Below are 20,418 nucleotides of genomic sequence, written 5' to 3' on the forward strand. Positions count from 1 at the left end.
GCTTCATCCTTAAAAAGCCGGAAGCATATCACAGTAACTAACCATTTAATACATGACCACCTGCCCCGCTATACCCCAAGAATCTTTCAGATCCAGACTATTTAAATTAGCCGCTTTTACGGTTGCATTATTATTAAATTTTTCGCTAAAAAATGTCGTGTAGTTAACACCAATCCCAACATAAGGACGTAATTTATTTTCTGTCGCGCCAAAATAATATTGTGCCATCAGAGTTGGTGGTAAATGCTTAACTTCAGCTATTTCACCTGCTCCCGGTAAACTGACTTTGTGCTGGAATGGTGTCGCTGCCAATAATTCAACACCAATATTGTCGGTGATCATATAACCAAAAGTTAAACCCAACTGAGTATTATTATTGACATCAAAAGATCCCAAACCTAATACATTATCAGAACCCGCATTTGGCCTTACCGTTGCTGTACCTGAACGGAACAGGAAGTCACCCGCTTCATGAGCAAAGGTCAATGACGGAACTAACGTAGCCGCGGCCAATACAAGCGCAGAAATCTTTTTCATTATCCATCCCATTCATGTGGTTTTAAAACAGTCAGAAATATACCCGTTTGTTTACTGTTGTGATCCAAGACAGATCACACCTTTTAAAGATTTTTTGCAAAAAAAGGTATTTATAGTTTTATTATTTCATCTGAGGAATATTTTAAATTGATCCAAATCAAAATTCCCTGATTATTAATTTTATTACTGATTTATATTTATATTTATATTTATATTTTTATATCAATTTTTGTTTATTAAAAATAATTAAGAGTAGAACTATTATATTAATAACATCTCATCTAACATTTCAATTAATTAACATTTAATTAATATATTTATCATTTTGATAAAACTCATCAATGATGTCACCGAACACAAAATAAGCCTTTTATCCCCAATCACTTCAAGCTACAGGGCAACGGCAAGAAAACAAATCTTAGGTATCCAATAATCCCCCGAACAAGGTACAATTGAGCATTATCGTTGTTTTATTTGATAGGAGCCATTTTCATGCCCATCACGGCAAATACCCTGTATCGTGACAGCATCAACTTTTTGAAGAGCCAAATGTTGAATATTGTCATACTCTCTGTCTTGGCCGCGTTGGTAACAACACTGCTTGAGCATTTTCTAATGCCGAACGGTGAACAACTCAAGTTATTGATTGAGATACAAAATGCTTTCAAAGAATCCGGTAATGCGGGAATCAAAGATTTTGTGGCACAATTAACGCCAGACGAACAATTCATGTTCTTGCGCACAGCGTTCGGGATCCTATTTACCAACATATTCGGCAATACCTTACTTACTGCCAGCGTGTTAGTACTCATCAATGCTGTATCTAACGGTCGTCAAACCAATGCCATTCATGCCGGCACATTATCAATAGCACTGTTGCCCAAAATGTTTTTGCTAATGTTCATCTGTACCTTATTGGTTCAAATTGGCTACGCTTTGATGTTCCTACCAGGGGTGCTATTTTCTATTGCATTCGCACTTGCCCCTATCTTTCTGTTTGAAAAAGGCAAAAATGTTTTTGCTGCCATGCAGGAAAGTTGGAAATTGGCATTCAACAACATGCGCCTGTTAATCCCTGCCATGTTGTTATGGATTGCTGTAAAGCTGATATTGGTGCTTGTGCTGGTAAAAATGCCCGATATGCTACTGTCAATGCTGAATAATCTATTATCAGCTCTGCTGCTGATTTACCTATTCCGCCTGTATATGCTGGTTAAACCACAGAATAAAGCCACAAACAGCATGCAATAAACCCCGACAAATAGTTCACCTCGCTCCAATATAGCGAGGTGAACGGTAGCGAGATAAGCTAAAATTATCCTTCTTGTTTTTCCTCAACTTGCTGCTTACTTTGAATCAGACGAATGGCAAAGTAGAGATCGGGCACTACAATCAAATCCTCATCGCTGCGGCTAAGTTTATTCTGTTCAATCCAGTAATTCAGTTCTGTTCTGCGCCCCGCCAATACCAATGTCACGCCTTTTTCTTTTAATTCCGTGATCAATTCATCCAGCGCAGCAAAAACGCTGACATCATCATGGGTAAAACTAACCGCCGCATCTACCACCAGCCATGCAGGGCGCTTTGATGCACTTTTCACATGCTGTAAGACCCGCTTTTTAAAGTATCCGACGTTAAAATAAGTTAAAGGAGAGTTAAAACGATACATCATGATGCCATCCACGGGGTTGATATCATTATTTTGATGGATGGAGTGCACCATACCTTGGTCATTCACTCCCAGCAATTGATCTGAAGGACGGAAAATAACACGCAAAAATTGCAATAACCCCAGCAAAACGGCAAAACCAATGCCATCAATCACCCCCACCAGCAAAACTGCGATTAGCGTGAAAATTGAGAGTGTAAAAGCCTGACGATTACGTTTCCTATATGCCCAGATATTTTTTAAACCCAAAAGTGACCATGTGGAAAATATCAAGACAATCCCCAGTGATGACAGAGGGATATGCGTCAGAAATTCTGTCATAAACAGCAATATCAATAGGATGGCGCTGGCTGCAATCATAGATACCATTTGTGTCTTACCACCAATCGTATCATTGACTGCCGTGCGGCTACTGGCGGCACTGACAGCAAATCCCTGTGATAATGACGAAGCAATATTGGCGATGCCCAATGCCCTGAGTTCTAAATCCGCATCAACTTGATAGCCATTTCTACTGGCAAAGCTACGGGCCGTCATCATAAAACTGACGAAACTGATCACCGCAAGGTTAATGGAAGGAACCACCAAATCACGCATGATGCCAAGTTCAAATTCAGGCATTGGAACAATGGGTAAACCGTTCCCCATATTGCCAACAATCTGAATGCCATATTGGTCGAGTTCAAATTGCCAACTGAGATAAGTCGACACGATCATTGCCATCAGTGGCGCAGGCCAACTTGGTCGAATAAAACTCACACTGAGCAATACCAGTAACGTCATTACAGACATTCCTACCGTCGGCCAATGAGATTCCAATAACTTATAGGGAAGTGCAATCAATCGTTCGATCAATTCCGCAGGCAGACCAGAAAGCCCAAAGACCTTAGCAAACTGATCGGCCATAATGGTAATCGCGACACCATTGATAAAGCCTTTTAAAATGGGACGTGATAGAAAATCTGCGAATGCACCCAGTCGGAAATGGCTAGCCAGAATACACCAGAATCCCGTCATTAATGTCATAACAATGGCAAGCTGCCAACGAACATGTTCATTTCCCAATGCCAATGGTGCCACAGCAGCAGCAATAACGGCACAAGTTGCCGCATCCGGTCCAACAATCAACTGCCGAGAAGTACCGAACAACGCATAAGCAAACATCGGTAAAATACAGGCATACAGGCCAATAATGGCACTAATTCCCATTAATTCAGCATAAGCAATCGCAACTGGCAAGGCGACCGCAGCAACAGAGAGGCCTGCCCGCATATCATGGCTAAGATATTCTTTACGATAATGACAGAGACTTCCCAAGCCTGGCATCCAGCGATGCAATCTTTCCCACAACATGACCTTTATGCCCTTTCGTGAAAACGGAGCTCATTATAATGCGGTGTTAAATGGAAACTCACAAGCTCCTCACTACCGCTCTGTTTTTTGTTCATTGTGGTAAAATTACCCAAACAAATGAAAAATGTTTTTTTACTGATAAATAAACCATTTCATTGAGATCTGATACACTCTGGCACAAATTCAAGAACATGCCATCATGGGCATCACAATGGGTTCAATTTATGAAACAACTTTTAGACTTTTTACCATTAGTCGTTTTCTTCATCGTCTATAAGATGTACGACATTTTCTATGCTTCTGGTGCCTTGATTGCAGCAACAGGGTTAGCCGTTGTCATTACTTACCTGATTTACCGTAAAGTCGAAAAAACCTCCTTGATTACATTTATCATGGTTACTGTCTTCGGCACGCTTACACTCACTTTCCACAGTGATTTATTCATTAAATGGAAAGTGACTGTAATTTATGCCATTTTTGCTCTGGTTCTGCTTGTCAGCCAATGGATTATGAAAAAACCACTTATTCAAAGAATGTTAGGCAAAGAGTTAGAATTACCTGATTTTGTCTGGAACAAAATGAACATGGCTTGGGCTATCTTCTTTATAGTCTGTGCGCTGGTAAATATTTATGTCGCTTTCTGGCTACCTCAGGATGTCTGGGTAAACTTTAAAGTGTTCGGGTTAACAGCATTGACACTGGTTTTTACTGTACTGAGTGTGATATATATCTACCGTCATCTGCCTCGCGAACAAAAATAAGAATAATGTAATGACCTTCATATGGGTACCTGCCGATACATCGGCAGGTATTGTTGTATTCACCAAATAAAGCAAGTTTTCTAATGACACAACAACAATCCTTACCAAACGGAGAATTGGTTCTCCGTACACTGGCCATGCCCGCTGATACCAATGCCAATGGGGATATTTTCGGTGGCTGGCTGATGTCTCAAATGGATATTGGCGGCGCAATTCTGGCAAAAGAGATTGCACTGGGACGTGTAGTAACTGTTAGCGTAAATGGCATCAGTTTTCTGAAACCAGTTGCGGTAGGTGACGTCGTGTGCTGTTATGCCCGTTGCCTCAAAACGGGCAATTCATCAATCACCATTCATATTGAAGTTTGGGTGAAAAAAGTAGCTTCTGAGCCAGTTGGGCAGCGTTATCGCGCAACAGACGCGGTCTTCACGTATGTCGCCGTTAATGAAAATAACGCGTCCCGCCCTTTACCCGAAGGAAAAAGACACTTCAAATTGGAGAGCAGTGATTCAGAGTAACGATTCATTAGAAATGAATACCCAATAAATTTCGAGTTGCAACACAACGGTAAGGGAGTGAATCCTAAGACACATAGATATCACTCTATGACGAGGATAAGCGAACGCAGCCAATAGAGTTGCAACTTGAAAGATGAAGGGAATAAGCCCTTAATAATTCAATCTGTTACATTTCAATTTTGCCATTCGGATATATCATTGCCAAACGGTACACACGTTTATCACTACACATAATATTTGCCCAATGATCACATACGCAAGCACCTTCAGGGAGTTATTTACTATTGTTCCTATTTTTGGTTTTCGTACAATGGAATCTGGAGGATCAAAAATCACAAAAATATGATCATATATACCTAATGTATGAATCATTTGAATATAAATAGGAAAAGTAGGCTTAGGATAAGCATTATCCCTCTCGAATATTTTATTGCTTCATATAATATATATTCAATCATAACGAAAGCCTCATACACATGACCAACCATCGAAACCACATAGAGCCTAAACAAAGTATAATTTATAATCAGCTCAGTAAAACAAAGACCCCAAAAAAATCTGGCGTTTTCTGATGAAGTCAGGGGGATGCTTTACATCCCCTGTTTTGAAAAGGAACATTTAAGTAGGTTAGGATTGCGAAATACCCGATATTTTAAACTCGATAGTGGTAACGTATCCCGTTGCAGGTATTTTTTCGTAACGCCATTTTCTCATAACTTTTTTCACTTCACGTTCGAAAACATTCTTGGGATCTGAGGCAATAATCTTGATGTTTTTAACTCTGCCATCTTCATCAATATCATATTCCACCTTCACCGTCCCCTCAGTACCCAACTGCTGGGCTCTGGATGGATAAATAGGATCTGGCCTGTTCAATGCCTTTGGCCCACTTTGTACTTTAACTTTGTCATTAATGGCAGGATGAGCCGATTTTTGATCATTCAGGTTCTTCGCTATCTGGGAGTCCTGATCAGAAACAGGTTTCAGTGGTTGTTCTGAAATTTTTTCTATTGGCTTAGACTCTTTTTTGACAATTTTTTTCTCTTCCGGTTTTTTTTCAGGTTTAGGCAGAGCAATTTTCGCGATAGGTTCTGGTGCCGGTGGTTCAGGTTCAGGAGTTGATTCAGGTATGGCAGCTTCAGAGACCGGTGCCTCTTCAGCGGCCAACTGGATCATAGCAACAGATATGGGAGCTGCTTCTGATTGCTTTTCAGGTTCGATAGCATGAAAAAGCGCCGCAGCAATAGAAATATGTAAACAAACAGAAAGTAGTACTGGCCAATATATCCAACGCATAAGAGAATTCTTGATTAGCAGTATGATAGTCAATTTTCAGATTACCATTAGTTTAAATGCAAATGACTATCATATTCAATAACGATTCAAAAACATCTACACCTTTCATCTTTCAAGCGGCTGCTTTGTTGGCTACGTTCACCCACCCCAGTCACATAGTTAGCTATGCGCCTGGGGATTAACACCGCGCTGCAACTTGAAATCTATTGGGTATATATCATGTTAAAGCCATTCTATATTCTGAACGAACAAAATCGACCTACGGCGCTTGTAAGCCCCTGTCTTACGCAGTGCATAGATACGAAAATTGCGACGGGACTGATCTTCCAACCAGCGACGACGGCGGCGGATGCTTTGACGGATCTTTCTCCAGCGTCCTACTTCATTCCTGCTATGTTTCATAAGATATTCCAGATTAATTCTCTCATTGAGGTGAATAGTATTATTCTTAATCCTCACAATTAAAGATGTCAACCAATTGCCAGTCTGGCATATATTAGGTTGATAGTTTGCCCAAATTTCTAGAAACTTGTGGTAATGGCAGTATTAAATACTTAAATAAACAGGATTGATAGCCACGTATGACAACCTTTTATTCTGTACTGAGCTGGCTGGCGATTTTCTTATACTGGCTGATTATTGCTGGTATCACTATTCGAGTTTTGATAAAACGTCGTCCAGTGACATCAGCAATGACTTGGGTACTCATTATTTACATTCTGCCTTTAGTAGGAATTGTTGCTTATTTGTCGTTCGGCGAATTGCATCTTGGCAAGCGCAGAGTTGAACAAGCCAAACAAATGCGCTCATCTGTCGCTAAGTGGCTTGCGGAGTTAAGAAATTCATCCCACATTTTTGCCAATGAAAATAGCGAGGTTGCCACACCGCTATTTCAGTTGTGCGAACGGCGCCAAAAGGTCAAAGGTGTCAGGGGCAATAAGATGCAATTAATGATGTCTTATGATAACTCCCTGAAAGCCATTATTAATGATATTGAAAATGCCAAATACAATATTGAAATGGTATTTTATATATGGCAAGCCGGAGGATTAGTTGATCAGGTCACTGATGCCCTCATGCGCGCTGCCAAACGCGGTGTTAAATGTCGAATCATGGTGGATTCAGCCGGAAGCTGGCAATTTTTCCGCAGTCCGTACCCTGATATTATGCGGAAGGCAGGTATTGAATTTGTCGAATCACTAAAGGTTAATATCTTCCGTTTGTTCTTGCGTCGCATGGACTTACGTCAGCATAGAAAAATTATTCTGATCGATAATCATATTTCATACACGGGCAGCATGAATATGGTTGATCCGCGTTTTTTTAAACAAGATGCGGGAGTCGGTCAATGGGTCGATATCATGGTGAGAATGGAAGGCCCTGTCACAACAACACTAGGAATTATCTACGCTTTCGACTGGGAAATGGAAACGGGACAGCGTCATCTTCCTCCCCCTCCTGACAGTGTCATCATGCCTTTCGAGCAAGCCAGTGGGCATACAGCCCAAGTTATTGCTTCCGGGCCAGGCTTTCCTGATGAATTGATCCAGCAATCCTTGATGACTGCTATTTTTGCCGCTCGTGAGCAGCTTATTCTTACCACACCTTATTTTGTTCCCAGTGATGATCTAATGCATGCGATTTGTACTGCAGCCATGCGCGGTGTCGATGTTAGTATTATTGTGCCAAGTCAAAACAATTCATTCCTTGTTCGCTGGGCCAGCCGTGCATTTTTTGCAGAGTTGCTGGAGGCAGGTGTGAAAATTTATCAATTTGAAGATGGCTTATTACATACCAAGAGTGTTTTGGTAGATGGGCAACTCAGCATGGTCGGTTCCGTTAATTTGGATATGCGTAGCTTGTGGCTGAATTTTGAAATCACGGTAGTGATTGACGATGAGCACTTTGGCAATGATTTAACTTTGGTCCAGCAAGACTATATTATGCGTTCAACGCTGCTTGCAAATAATGAATGGGATAAGCGCCCAGTTTGGCATCGTATCCTTGAACGCCTCTGCTACTTTTTCAGCCCTCTTTTATAATTCATGGGAGAAAAAAGTTTGCCATTATTATCTGTCAATATATTGCATAGCCTTATTGCTGCTATTGGGGCTATTCATTCAATATAGAACATGTTTTAATTTCATCCTGTTATTAATCTCGGACAATGCCATCATGGAAAATCAACCGACACATTCTATGCAATTGGATTTTAACAACCGAATGACTGAAGATGAGGCACTTGAAAAAGCCTACGATATCTTTCTGGAACAAGCTCTCTCTAATCTCGATCCGGCTGATAGTCTATTGTTTAATTTGCAATTTGAAGAACGGGGCGGAGCTGAATTATTAGCACCTTCAGAGGTCTGGTTTAAACATGTCGATTTTGATTTGAATCCGGATTTTTTTTCAGAAGTCATTATTGGTTTAGCAGAATCGGACGATGCTGAAATTGATGATATCTTTGCCCGTATTTTGCTTTGCCGGGAACGATCTCACCCCATCTACCATATTCTGTGGAAAAAATAACGGCCTATCTCTCCCCCTGCATGTTTTACTGACCGATAAAAATGCCCTCATCATGAGGGCATTAAATTTATATTCGTGACAGCGTCACATTAATATTTTTTTCTACACAACTGACTACAGCGGATCAACCTTAAGACAAGACACCGCATGTTTAAAGCTGCCCTCTAGCAGTGGGCGGGTTTTGGCGCATTCGGCATCAGCCATTGGGCAACGGGTACGGAATACACATCCAGATGGAGGATCAATCGGCGAAGGCAGCTCTCCTTCCAATAATTCAATATGCTTGTTGCGTTCTTTGTCTGGATCAGGAATCGGCACCGCTGACATGAGTGCTCGGGTATAAGGATGCAACGGATTATGATAAACCTCGTCGTAAGTTCCCAATTCCACAGCATTCCCCAAATACATCACCAATACACGATCTGATATGTGCTTCACTATCGACAAGTCATGCGCAATAAATATCAGGGAAAGCCCCATTTCCCGCTGTAATTCCTGCAACAAGTTAACAACCTGCGCCTGAATGGAAACATCCAGCGCTGAAACAGGCTCATCACAGATAATTAATTTAGGCTCTAGAATCAAAGCACGGGCAATGCCAATACGTTGGCACTGTCCGCCTGAAAATTCATGGGGATAACGGTTTATCAGGTTAGGCAACAACCCTACCCGCATCATCATCTTTTTAACTTTTTCCTTTATTACCCCAACCTTCATTTTGGGGTAATAAGTTTTCAATGGTTCAGCGATAATATCACCAATGGTCATACGCGGGTTCAGCGATGCCAAAGGGTCTTGGAAAATCATCTGGATATCGTTGCGAATATCCCGCCATTGTTTGTCATTGATCTCCAGCAGATTTTGTCCAAGCCAAGTGACTGAGCCGCCAGAAGCTTTCACCAGCCCAATCACGGCTCTGGCAAGTGTTGATTTTCCACAGCCAGACTCTCCCACGACTCCCAGCGTTTCACCTTCATATAATCTCAAGGTGACACCATCTACCGCTTTTAAGGTCTTCGCCGGCTGCCAGAACCACTGTTTTCCATCTTTGATATCAAAGTAAACTTTGAGGTCATCGACTTCTAATAGGACACGTTTTTCAGCTATTGTGCTCATACCAATTCCTCCTGGCGTCTAAAGCAGGCACGCAAGCGCCCAAGGCCAAAGTTTTCCAACTGTGGCTCTTCGTGAGCACAGCGCTCAGTGGCAAACTGACAACGTGGCTGGAATGGACACCCTTTCGGCAAACGTAATAAATTAGGGGGATTGCCCTGAATGGTCGTCAATGACTCCTCATCACCATCCAAGCGAGGAACAGCATTCAATAATCCAATCGAATATGGATGTGTAGGACGGTAAAACACATCACGCGCCGTGCCATATTCCATCGTTCTCCCCGCATATATCACCAAGACTTTGTCACAAATGCCTGCCACCACGCCCAAATCATGGGTAATCATGATGATGGCGGTGTTAAACTCTTTTTTCAGGTCATTGAGCAACGTCATGATCTGTGCCTGAACCGTCACATCCAGTGCGGTTGTCGGTTCATCTGCAATCAGCAGTTTGGGCTGACACAACAGCGCCATAGCAATCATGACACGTTGACGCATACCGCCAGAAAACTCATGCGGATACATTTTCATGCGCTTACGTGCCTCTGGCATCTTAACCGCGTCCAACATGTGAATCGATTCTTCAAAAGCTTCGCTTTTACTCATATGCTTGTGCAGCATCAATACTTCAGTTAATTGATTGCCTACCTGCATATAAGGGTTCAGGGAGGTCATGGGATCTTGAAATATCATCGAGATCTCTTCCGCCCGCATCCGGTTTAACTCTTTTTCTTTCAGGTTGAGAATTTCCCGACCATTAAAATTGGCAGAACCACTAACAGAACCATTACTGGCCAATAATCCCATTAGCGCAAACGCCGTCTGTGACTTACCAGAGCCAGATTCTCCCACAATCCCCAGAGTTTCCCCCGCCCGTAAATCAAAGTTCAGTTTATTCACGGCAGTCACGTTGCCATCAGTAGTGCTGAACACCACATTCAGATCTTTCACCGTTAATAGTGATTCAACATTTTTTGAAGTTTCTACGCTATTCACAGGCTCTCCTTAACGGTCTTTCGGATCGAGGGCATCACGCAGGCCGTCGCCAATAAAGTTAAAACAAAACAGAGTCATTACCAGAAAGCCTGCCGGAAATAACAGTAACCACGGAGCCACTTCCATTGAGTTGGCACCATCACTTAACAAGGCTCCCCAACTACTGAGTGGTTCCTGAGTTCCCAAACCAAGGAAGCTCAAGAAAGATTCAAACAGGATCATGCTGGGTACAAGCAATGAGGCGTAAATCACCACAACACCCAATACGTTTGGCACGATATGGCGCAATACAATATGCCGGGTAGAAACACCACCAACCAACGCTGCTTCAATAAATTCTTTGCGTTTCAAGCTCAATGTCTGACCACGGACGATACGGGCCATGTCTAGCCACGACACCATGCCTATCGCAACGAAAATCAACAGGATGTTTTGACCGAAGAAAGTCACCAGAAGGATAACGAAAAACATGAATGGGAAGGAGTTAAGAATTTCCAACAAGCGCATCATGACCATATCGGTTTTACCGCCAAGATAACCTGACATCGCGCCATATAAGGTGCCAAATAGCACGGCAATCAAGGCGGCGGCAATACCGACCATCAGTGAAATACGTCCGCCAATGGCAACACGCACCAGTAAGTCACGCCCTGATGAATCCGTGCCAAAATAGTGGCCGGATTCAGAATCAGGTGGCATCGTCATCATGTTCCAATCGGTGTCATCGTAAGCGAATTGAGCCAGCATCGGCGCTAAAATCACAAATAATGTAATCAGAAACAGGATACATAAACTCGTAATCGCCGCCTTATTATGTATAAAACGGCGACGTGCATCCTGCCACAAACTGCGGCCTTCAATTTCCAATTGCTCGGAGAAATTATCCAGAGCTTCGCTATTTTTCTTATTCAGTAACATTGCGTGCTCCAATCTTAGTAACGAATTTTCGGATCAATGACGGCATACAGCACATCAACAATAGCATTAAACATGATGGTTAATCCTCCCACCAGAATCGTCAAACTGAGTACCAGTGAGTAATCACGGTTTAATGCACCATTAACAAACAATTGGCCCAGACCGGGTAAACCGAAAATAGTTTCGATAACCATTGAGCCAGTGATGATACCTACGAATGCGGGCCCCATATAAGACATCACGGGTAATAAGGCGGGTTTTAACGCATGGCGGAAAATAATCTTTCGCAATGGTAAACCCTTGGCTCGTGCTGTACGAATAAAGTTGGAATGCAAAACTTCTATCATGGAACCGCGGGTAATACGGGATATGCTGGCAATATAAGAGAGGGAAAGCGCGACCATTGGCAAAAGCATATATTTAGGTGCCCCACCATTCCAGCCTCCTCCCGGCAGCCATTTTAATGTAATGGCGAATATCAGAACCAGTAAGGGGGCCACCACAAAACTGGGGATCACAACCCCTGTCATGGCAAACCCCATTACCGTGTAATCCCATTTTGTATTCTGGTTCAATGCCGCAATAACCCCCGCACTGACACCAAATATGACCGCCATCACAAAGGCAGCAAAGCCCAATTTAGCCGAAACTGGCAGTGCTGATGCAACCAGGTCATTGACACTGTAGTCTTTATATTTAAATGAAGGACCAAAATCCCCTTTGGAAAGTTGGATTAAGTAATTGAAGTATTGTTTATAGATAGGGTCGTTCAGATGATATTTCGCTTCAATATTTGCCATAACTTCTGGCGGTAGCTTCCTTTCCCCTGTGAATGGGCTACCCGGTGCAAGACGCATCATAAAAAACGAAATCGTGATGAGAATAAAAAGTGTCGGGATCGCCTCTAAGCAGCGGCGTAAAATGAATTTTAGCATTGCCCGTTCCTATTGTTTAGCCAAACCGTGGCTTTTAATTATCTGATACGCAGGTGACCCAATTTGGGCCACCACTAATTCCTAGTGTTTTATGATGTACATATCTTTAGTATGGAAGTTATCCAATGGATCTTTTCCGGTGTAACCACCTACATAAGGTTTTAATAAACGAGAGTTTGTATAGTAATAGATTGGAACAATCGCTGAATCCTTGTCTAACTGCGCATTAGCTTTAGCATAAATTTCAGCGCGTTCTTCATCCGTTTTTACCTGAAGTGATTGTTTCATTAACGCATCAAATTCTTTGCTCTTGTAGTGAGAAGTATTATTACTACTGTTAGATAACATAGGATTCAAGAAGGTAGAGGCTTCGTTATAATCGGCACACCATCCGGCGCGGGCAATGTCATAGTTGCCTTGATGGCGGGAATCAAGAAAAGTTTTCCACTCCTGGTTTTCGAGAGAAACGTCAACACCAATATTTTTCTTCCAAAGAGAAGCGGCAGCGATGGCTAATTTTTTATGTAAATCAGAAGTGTTGTACAACAATTTAATTTTCAAAGGATTATCTTTGGTAAATCCGGCTTCTGCCAAAAGTTTTTTCGCTTCTTCATTGCGCTGCTGCTGATTTAGTTTGGCATACCAGTCTGGCTTCACATCTTTAAAATCGGCAATATAAGGAGGTGTATAACCATAAGCAGGAATATCCCCCTGATTTTTCACCTTATTAGTCATAAGATCTCGGTCTATGCCCAGTTTCAGTGCCGTGCGTACTCGTGGATCATTAAATGGCGGCCTTTCGTTATTAATTTCATAGTAATAAGTACACAATTTCGGGTTAACACGTAACTGCTCGGGGATCTCTTTTTTCAGTTTTTGGAACAACTCAACTGGTAAGTTGTCGAAGGACATCTCAATTTCACCAGCGCGATAGCGGTTAACATCAGTAATTTCAGAGGAAATTGGCAAGATCATTACTTGATTAATGACTGTATTTTTATCATCCCAATAAGTTGGACTACGTTCGAAAACAAGGCGTTCATTGATCACCCAACTTTTCAGTTTATAAGCGCCATTACCAACAAAGTTCTGTGGTTGTGTCCATCTCTCACCATACTTTTCTACAGTTGCTCGGTGGACTGGTGATGTACTTGTATGAACAAACAATCTGACTAAATAAGGAACAGGCTCACTAAGTGTTAATTGTAATGTATGGTCATCCAACGCTTTGACACCCAATGTTTCCAGTTTCTGTTTACCTTTGATGACATCATCAACATTAAGAAGATGGGCATATTGCATAAAACTTGCGTAAGGAGATGCGGTATTTGGGTCTACTAATCGGCGCCAACTGTAAACAAAATCCTGCGCAGTGACAGGGTCACCATTGGACCATTTTGCGTCTTTACGTAAATGAAATGTCCAAACTTTAAAATCCGGCTGGTTATCCCAACTCTCTGCTACGCCGGGTATAATTTTGCCATTAGGTTCATTAATCACCAACGTTTCAAACAAATCACGGGCAATATTGGATTCCGGTACACCTTCTATTTTATGTGGATCCAATGATTGTGGCTCAGAACCGTTATTGCGAACTAACACCTGTTTCGCAGCGTCTGCCAGTTGGACACCAGCAGGCACTTGCGCTGCAAAGGCCTGCCCTCCCATCATCATGCCTAGCGCTACTGTAATGCCAGTAACTATTTTTTTCTTTGTTGTGTTTATCATCTTATTCTTACTCCATTGATATCATCTGACCCATTAAAGTCATATCCACACATTGGGATAGTTATTATCCGTATCCAAAAGGAACGATTTTGTTTACAGCAAGACAGAACTTTTTTTTAAAAAAACACATCGTGATAACGATCAGTTATTCACCTTTTTGATATACAAATTCTTTAAGTCGACATAATCGAGAGGATCTTTCCCTGTCATTCCTCCAACTGTCGGGCGAATGAGACGCACACTGACACGGTAATAAACGGGTATCAATCCTGAGTCTTTATCAAGCTGAGCTTCGGCCTGTTGATAAAATTCCTTACGTGCTGCTTCATCTTTAGCGACAAGTGCCTGACTAAGATAGTTATCAAAAGCCGCACTTTGATAGAAACCGGTATTATTACTGCTATGTGACAACAACACATTCAAGAAAGAAGAAGGCTCGTTATAATCGCCACACCACGTTGCTCTGGCGACATCATAATGTCCCTGATGGCGATTCTGGAGAGAGGTTTTCCATTCCTGATTTTGTAGAATGACTTTTGCACCAATATTTTTCTGCCACATAGAAGCCGCAGCAATGGCTTGTTGTTTGTTCTGCTCTGATGTGTTGTACAGCAAAGTAAATTTAAGAGGATTACTGGCATCAAAACCAACTTCTTTTAACAATTGCCTTGCCCGTTGATTACGCTGTTCCTGTGTCCAACTTGCCCATCCTGGATTGATGGTCAGGCCCCCTCCAATATAAGTCGGAGTAAAGCCATATGCTGGAATTTGTCCCTGCGCCATAATTCTTTCAGTGATGATATCCCGATCAAGACTCAGTTTTATGGCTTCCCGCACCCGTTTATCTTTAAACAGTGGATTATGATTATTAATTTCATAGTAAAACGTGCACAGAAAAGGTGAAATTTGCAATTGTTCGGGAATATCCCGTTTCATTTTTTGGTACAGATCAGGTGGAATGGCGCTGTCAGTGATATCCACTTCTCCGCTACGATAACGGTTAACATCGCTGATTCCTGAGACGATAGGTAAGAAAGTGCCTTTTTCAATAATAGTTTTTTTATCATTCCAATACTGTGAGTTCCGCATTAAAACAATTCGCTCATTGACCACCCAGTTTTTTAATATATAAGCGCCATTACCAATATAATTTTCTGGCAATGTCCATTTATTACCCCACTTTTCAACCAAATCTTGCCTGACCGGTTTTACTGCAGTATGGCTCAACATATCGACCAGATAAGGAACTGGGTGACTTAGTGTTACTTGGAAACGGTGATCATCCAATGCGTTAACACCCAATTGTTCTGGTGACTTTGTTCCTTTCAGAATATCGTCGACATTCTGGACATAGGCATACTGCAAATAGCTGGTGTATGGTGACCCTGTTTTTGGATCAGCCAGACGACGCCAACTATAGACAAAATCCTGCGCAGTAACGGGCTTACCATCGCTCCATTTGGCATCGTCACGTAAATAGAACGTCCAAACCTTATAACCTTCATTTTCCCATCTTTCTGCCATACCAGGCACGGTTTCGCCATTTGGTCCTGTTGTCACCAGCCCTTCTAGCAAATTACGGATAATGACAGTTTCTGGAGCACCTTCAACCTTATGAGGATCTAGTGAAGTCACTTCAACACCGTTGTTAATGGTTACTTCTTGTTTTTCGGCTAGTGTGACTTCCGCGGGAACAATCGCAGCAATACCCTGCACAGCAGGAAATGATAATAAAACAATACTCGAAATCAACTGCCCCAACTTTGATGTTTTTTTTCTCATTTTTTGCTCCAATTTATCAACAGCAAATTAATCGTTTTTAATCTACTAACTCCGATAATTTACTTATCACGTTAACAAGTAGTAATTAATCTATTAAAAAACCATATCCACTTAATAATTGTTATAGAATTTTTTATAATAGGCTTATTAAGGCATTAAGGTAATCTGTTATTCTTGTGCAGAATACATTCACGTCATAAATATAACTAATTGATAATAATAAATTTTATTTGACTCTTTCAATACAAAAACCATGAAATGCAACTGAAAGAGAAAATAAACATTATTTTAACAAAATGCAATCACCACAGAGTAAAAATCCACCTTCATCACAAAATATAAAAATAAACCACCAGCCAGATAAGACTAAGGAAAGCAAAATAGTGTAAAAAATTACAGTATTATTTTGAGGAAGTAGAAAACTAAATAGGAATAAAATATAAACAATGATTTTTAAGAAATTACACAGAAATGATATGATTGATCGGCCACACTTCAGTTGGTTATTTATTAGCTATATTTTGGTTAATTAATTCTCTATTTAAGTAGAAAATTTCACCTTTTTACATTAACGACCTAGATAAACACATAGGTTATCTTACCTATGAACTATCATAGTAATCTAGGGAACAAAGCTTTTGTTCCGGTGACAATAAACTCAACACCCAGCGACATTAATAATAATCCCATAATTCGAGTAATCACATTGATGCCTGTCTGCCCCAAAAATTTTACCAACAAAGATGCCGAACAGAATAGTAGCCAGCAACACTGGCTCTAACCGCAGCCTCTGATCTTTCCAGCTTATTCTGTTTATCTTCCCCCAACTTACCATTAATCATCGACACTGCAATTGTAACTATCAACATCCCACCAACGATACGAAATGAATCAATAGAAATACCAAATACATAGAGGATAGAATCACCGACCAGTAATGAGATACATAAGATAATGGCAACAGACAAATTTGCCATTAGATTGGTCTTATTACGTCCCACAATGGTCTGGTAATTCGTCATGCTAATGAAAACAGGTAAGACACCAATCGGGTTCACTAGCGCAAACAATCCCATAAAGAATTTAATATACCCAGAAAGCCCCAGTAATGACTCACTCACGATTAGCCCTTTTTAAAGGTAAATAAATAAAATTTATAACAACATCTAAAAAATACATTGAATCAGAATTTTTTCGTTAAGTTAAAATCAATTAATCCAGCAAATTCTGCCAATAAGATCGATCCCGCTATAGGAAATACGATAAAATAAGGTTAATAAACTGTGTCATTACAGTTAAATTAATTTTTAAATTTACTCTAGGACATTAACTCATAGTCATTCCCATAAAAACCCAAGCTGAATTGAGTCAGCTTAATGTTTTTATGATCTAAATCACTATAAAAAAGACTATAAATGGTAGGCTGTATTCAACGTAAAATTTCAAATAAATTAATTAATTCTATGTTAATCATTTTGTTAAGTAATTTTTTAAGGAAATTGGCGGTATTTATAATTAATTCCTAAACGATTAGTCTCATGACATTATTTAATGAATTAATAATTCCGCAGCTAATTCCCTTTAAAAATTTAACATTTATCAGGAGTAATTTTTATGGCTGTAACTCAGGTCTCTGAACTCAATGAATTAGTTGCTCGCGTAAAAAAAGCCCAGCATGAATTTGCTAATTTTTCTCAGGAACAAGTTGATAGAATTTTTCGTGCTGCTGCTCTTGCGGCCGCAGATGCTCGTATTCCATTGGCAAAATTAGCTGCGTCTGAATCTGGTATGGGAATTGTGGAAGATAAAGTGATCAAAAACCACTTCGCTTCTGAGTATATTTATAACGCCTATAAAGATGATAAAACCTGTGGCATTTTATCTGAAGATAATACATTCGGTACCATCACTATTGCTGAACCTATTGGCCTAATTTGCGGTATCGTTCCAACAACAAACCCAACATCTACTGCAATTTTCAAAGCACTCATCAGCCTGAAAACCCGTAATGGTATTATTTTCTCCCCTCACCCACGCGCCAAACAAGCAACCAATAAAGCGGCCGAAATCGTCTTGAAAGCAGCGGTTGAAGCAGGGGCACCAAAAGATATCATCGGCTGGATAGATGAACCTTCTGTTGAGCTTTCAAATGCCTTAATGCACCACCCTGACATTAACCTGATTTTGGCAACAGGCGGCCCGGGCATGGTAAAAGCAGCCTATAGTTCTGGCAAACCCGCGATTGGTGTCGGTGCCGGTAATACTCCGGTAGTGATCGATGAATCGGCAGATATCAAGCGTGCCGTCGCATCTATCCTGATGTCCAAAACATTTGATAATGGCGTGATTTGTGCCTCAGAACAATCTGTCATTGTCGTTGATGCTGTTTATGACCAAGTCCGTGAGCGTTTTTCAACCCACGGTGGCTATCTCCTTCAAGGGAAAGAGCTAAAGGCCGTTCAAGATATTATTTTGAAAAATGGTAATTTAAATGCAGCCATTGTTGGTCAGCCAGCAACAAAAATTGCTGCAATGGCCGGTGTCAGCGTTCCTGAGGACACCAAAATCCTTATCGGTGAAGTCACTCTGGTAGATGAAACTGAACCCTTTGCCCATGAAAAATTATCGCCTCTACTTGCCATGTACAGTGGCAAGAACTTTGAATATGCTGTTGAAAAAGCTGGAAAATTGGTTGAAATGGGCGGTATTGGGCACACGTCATGTCTTTACACCGAACAGGATAATCAAGTTGAACGCATTAAATATTTTGGCAAAAAAATGAAAACTGCACGCATTTTGATCAACACACCTGCATCCCAAGGTGGAATCGGTGACTTGTACAACTTTAAGCTGTCCCCTTCCCTGACGCTGGGCTGTGGCTCTTGGGGAGGCAATTCTATTTCCGAAAATGTAGGGCCAAAACACCTAATCAATACGAAAACCGTCGCCAAAAGAGCTGAAAATATGCTGTGGCACAAACTTCCAAAATCAATCTATTTCCGCCGCGGTTCTCTGCCCATAGCCTTGGAAGAAATCGCTACCGATGGAGCAAAACGCGCCTTTATTGTGACAGACCGCTTCTTATTTAATAACGGCTACGCTGATCAGGTTATCAATGTCTTGAAAACTTACGGTCTGGAAACCGAAGTATTCTTTGAAGTTGAAGCAGATCCTACCTTGAGCATCGTCCGCAAGGGTGCTGAACAAATGCACCTATTTAAACCAGATGTCATTATTGCCCTTGGTGGCGGTTCCCCCATGGATGCAGCCAAAATTATGTGGGTGATGTATGAACATCCAGAAACACATTTCGAAGAGTTGGCTCTGCGTTTTATGGATATCCGTAAACGCATCTATAAATTCCCGAAAATGGGTGTGAAAGCAAAAATGGTTGCCATTACCACAACATCAGGTACAGGTTCGGAAGTAACGCCTTTTGCAGTTGTCACCGATGACATCACTGGACAGAAATATCCGTTGGCAGATTACGCACTGACCCCTGATATGGCGATTGTCGATGCAAACCTCGTCATGGATATGCCAAAATCCCTGTGTGCTTTCGGAGGTCTGGATGCTGTGACTCACGCACTGGAAGCCTATGTTTCTGTTTTGGCCAATGAGTATTCTGATGGGCAGGCACTGCAAGCATTGAAGCTGCTGAAAGATTTTCTTCCCGCCAGTTACCACGAAGGTGCCAAGAATCCCGTTGCCCGTGAGCGTGTTCATAATGCAGCAACCATTGCAGGTATCGCCTTTGCTAATGCGTTCTTGGGAGTATGTCACTCCATGGCCCATAAACTTGGCTCTGAGTTCCATATTCCACATGGTTTAGCTAATGCATTATTAATCTGTAACGTGATTCGCTACAACGCTAACGATAATCCAACAAAACAAACTGCATTCAGTCAATATGATCGGCCGCAGGCGCGACGTCGCTATGCAGAGATTGCTGACCATTTGGGATTAACCGCATCAGGCGATCGTACTGCTGCAAAAATTGAAAAACTGTTGGCTTGGCTGGAAGAAATGAAATCCCAGTTAGGCATTCCGACCTCAATTCGTGAAACAGGTGTTCAGGAAGCTGACTTTCTGGCGAAAATCGACAAACTCTCAGAAGATGCATTTGATGACCAATGTACCGGAGCCAATCCACGTTACCCATTAATTTCTGAATTGAAGCAACTGCTGTTAGATTCTTTCTATGGTCGCGAATTCACAGAACAGGTCAAATCTCAGGAGACAGCAAAACCAAACAGAAAAAATAATAAGAAACAATAATAA

At 41.3% G+C, this 20,418-nt stretch carries 15 protein-coding genes and 2 pseudogenes; 6 read left to right on the forward strand and 11 right to left on the reverse strand.

The window, feature by feature from the left end; genetic code table 11:
• Positions 1–57 precede the first annotated feature (57 nt).
• A pseudogene (locus H8A87_RS18595) lies at positions 58–537 on the reverse strand (OmpW family outer membrane protein); the annotation flags it as partial.
• Between the two features lie 492 nt (positions 538–1,029).
• On the opposite strand from H8A87_RS18595, the gene H8A87_RS18600 reads away from it, so the two are divergent.
• Positions 1,030–1,788 carry a YciC family protein gene (locus H8A87_RS18600; protein WP_198691385.1) on the forward strand — a complete coding sequence of 253 codons (759 nt, stop codon included), beginning with the start codon at positions 1,030–1,032 and terminating at the stop codon, positions 1,786–1,788.
• 64 nt (positions 1,789–1,852) lie between these two features.
• On the opposite strand, the gene H8A87_RS18605 is transcribed toward H8A87_RS18600, so the two are convergent.
• Positions 1,853–3,559, reverse strand: coding sequence for a SulP family inorganic anion transporter (locus H8A87_RS18605; RefSeq protein WP_198691386.1), 1,707 nt, complete (start codon positions 3,557–3,559; stop codon positions 1,853–1,855).
• A 224-nt stretch (positions 3,560–3,783) separates the two neighbouring features.
• On the opposite strand from H8A87_RS18605, the gene H8A87_RS18610 reads away from it, so the two are divergent.
• Complete coding sequence (locus H8A87_RS18610) at positions 3,784–4,320, forward strand: septation protein A (protein ID WP_198691387.1); 537 nt, start codon at positions 3,784–3,786, stop codon at positions 4,318–4,320.
• Between the two features lie 83 nt (positions 4,321–4,403).
• A complete protein-coding gene (yciA, locus tag H8A87_RS18615; protein WP_198691388.1) occupies positions 4,404–4,838 on the forward strand; it encodes an acyl-CoA thioester hydrolase YciA in 435 nt (144 codons plus the stop codon).
• 627 nt (positions 4,839–5,465) lie between these two features.
• Here the strand turns inward: yciA and tonB are convergent.
• Positions 5,466–6,134, reverse strand: coding sequence for a TonB system transport protein TonB (tonB, locus tag H8A87_RS18620; RefSeq protein WP_232370364.1), 669 nt, complete (start codon positions 6,132–6,134; stop codon positions 5,466–5,468).
• A gap of 222 nt (positions 6,135–6,356) precedes the next feature.
• On the reverse strand, positions 6,357–6,536 hold the full coding sequence (locus H8A87_RS18625) for a YciY family protein (RefSeq protein ID WP_198691389.1): 180 nt from the start codon (positions 6,534–6,536) through the stop codon (positions 6,357–6,359).
• Positions 6,537–6,715: 179 nt separating this feature from the next.
• Here H8A87_RS18625 and cls point away from each other — a divergent pair, with 179 nt between their 5' ends.
• Both cls and H8A87_RS18635 read left to right on the forward strand, forming a co-directional pair.
• Entirely contained in the window at positions 6,716–8,176 is a 1,461-nt protein-coding gene (gene cls / locus H8A87_RS18630) for a cardiolipin synthase (RefSeq protein WP_198691390.1), read from the forward strand.
• A gap of 157 nt (positions 8,177–8,333) precedes the next feature.
• Entirely contained in the window at positions 8,334–8,663 is a 330-nt protein-coding gene (locus H8A87_RS18635; protein ID WP_198691424.1) for an HI1450 family dsDNA-mimic protein, read from the forward strand.
• 114 nt (positions 8,664–8,777) lie between these two features.
• Here H8A87_RS18635 and oppF read toward each other — a convergent pair whose 3' ends face one another.
• From oppF to H8A87_RS18670, 7 genes and pseudogenes are all read right to left on the reverse strand, one after another.
• Entirely contained in the window at positions 8,778–9,779 is a 1,002-nt protein-coding gene (gene oppF / locus H8A87_RS18640; protein WP_198691391.1) for a murein tripeptide/oligopeptide ABC transporter ATP binding protein OppF, read from the reverse strand.
• Entirely contained in the window at positions 9,776–10,774 is a 999-nt protein-coding gene (gene oppD, locus H8A87_RS18645) for an ABC transporter ATP-binding protein (protein WP_198691392.1), read from the reverse strand. The genes oppF and oppD overlap by 4 nt, the downstream gene beginning before the upstream one ends.
• A 9-nt stretch (positions 10,775–10,783) precedes the next feature.
• The gene (gene oppC, locus H8A87_RS18650; RefSeq protein WP_198691393.1) at positions 10,784–11,692 is read right to left on the reverse strand and encodes an oligopeptide ABC transporter permease OppC; all 909 of its coding nucleotides are present in this window, start codon (positions 11,690–11,692) and stop codon (positions 10,784–10,786) included.
• A gap of 14 nt (positions 11,693–11,706) precedes the next feature.
• Positions 11,707–12,627, reverse strand: a complete 921-nt coding sequence (gene oppB / locus H8A87_RS18655; protein ID WP_198691394.1) for an oligopeptide ABC transporter permease OppB — start codon at positions 12,625–12,627, stop codon at positions 11,707–11,709.
• An 81-nt stretch (positions 12,628–12,708) separates the two neighbouring features.
• Positions 12,709–14,355: an oligopeptide ABC transporter substrate-binding protein OppA gene (gene oppA, locus H8A87_RS18660; RefSeq protein ID WP_198691395.1), complete on the reverse strand. Its 1,647-nt coding sequence runs from the start codon at positions 14,353–14,355 to the stop codon at positions 12,709–12,711.
• Between the two features lie 141 nt (positions 14,356–14,496).
• Positions 14,497–16,137, reverse strand: a complete 1,641-nt coding sequence (locus H8A87_RS18665; protein WP_198691396.1) for an ABC transporter substrate-binding protein — start codon at positions 16,135–16,137, stop codon at positions 14,497–14,499.
• A 612-nt stretch (positions 16,138–16,749) separates the two neighbouring features.
• Positions 16,750–17,258, reverse strand: a pseudogene (locus H8A87_RS18670) (NAAT family transporter).
• A gap of 493 nt (positions 17,259–17,751) precedes the next feature.
• On the opposite strand from H8A87_RS18670, the gene adhE reads away from it, so the two are divergent.
• The gene (gene adhE, locus H8A87_RS18675) at positions 17,752–20,415 is read left to right on the forward strand and encodes a bifunctional acetaldehyde-CoA/alcohol dehydrogenase (RefSeq protein ID WP_198691397.1); all 2,664 of its coding nucleotides are present in this window, start codon (positions 17,752–17,754) and stop codon (positions 20,413–20,415) included.
• Positions 20,416–20,418 lie beyond the last annotated feature (3 nt).

It is taken from the genome of Xenorhabdus lircayensis, assembly GCF_016306625.1.
Classification (GTDB): Bacteria; Pseudomonadota; Gammaproteobacteria; order Enterobacterales; family Enterobacteriaceae; genus Xenorhabdus; species Xenorhabdus lircayensis.

Coding starts and splice junctions, on each gene's coding strand:
- tonB (WP_232370364.1), bottom strand. CDS start 6,134: ATGCGTTGGATATATTGGCCAGTACTACTTTCTGTTTGTTTACATATT.
- cls (WP_198691390.1), top strand. CDS start 6,716: ATGACAACCTTTTATTCTGTACTGAGCTGGCTGGCGATTTTCTTATAC.
- H8A87_RS18600 (WP_198691385.1), top strand. CDS start 1,030: ATGCCCATCACGGCAAATACCCTGTATCGTGACAGCATCAACTTTTTG.
- H8A87_RS18610 (WP_198691387.1), top strand. CDS start 3,784: ATGAAACAACTTTTAGACTTTTTACCATTAGTCGTTTTCTTCATCGTC.
- oppC (WP_198691393.1), bottom strand. CDS start 11,692: ATGTTACTGAATAAGAAAAATAGCGAAGCTCTGGATAATTTCTCCGAG.
- oppF (WP_198691391.1), bottom strand. CDS start 9,779: ATGAGCACAATAGCTGAAAAACGTGTCCTATTAGAAGTCGATGACCTC.
- H8A87_RS18665 (WP_198691396.1), bottom strand. CDS start 16,137: ATGAGAAAAAAAACATCAAAGTTGGGGCAGTTGATTTCGAGTATTGTT.
- adhE (WP_198691397.1), top strand. CDS start 17,752: ATGGCTGTAACTCAGGTCTCTGAACTCAATGAATTAGTTGCTCGCGTA.
- oppA (WP_198691395.1), bottom strand. CDS start 14,355: ATGATAAACACAACAAAGAAAAAAATAGTTACTGGCATTACAGTAGCG.
- oppB (WP_198691394.1), bottom strand. CDS start 12,627: ATGCTAAAATTCATTTTACGCCGCTGCTTAGAGGCGATCCCGACACTT.
- H8A87_RS18625 (WP_198691389.1), bottom strand. CDS start 6,536: ATGAAACATAGCAGGAATGAAGTAGGACGCTGGAGAAAGATCCGTCAA.
- yciA (WP_198691388.1), top strand. CDS start 4,404: ATGACACAACAACAATCCTTACCAAACGGAGAATTGGTTCTCCGTACA.
- H8A87_RS18605 (WP_198691386.1), bottom strand. CDS start 3,559: ATGTTGTGGGAAAGATTGCATCGCTGGATGCCAGGCTTGGGAAGTCTC.
- H8A87_RS18635 (WP_198691424.1), top strand. CDS start 8,334: ATGCAATTGGATTTTAACAACCGAATGACTGAAGATGAGGCACTTGAA.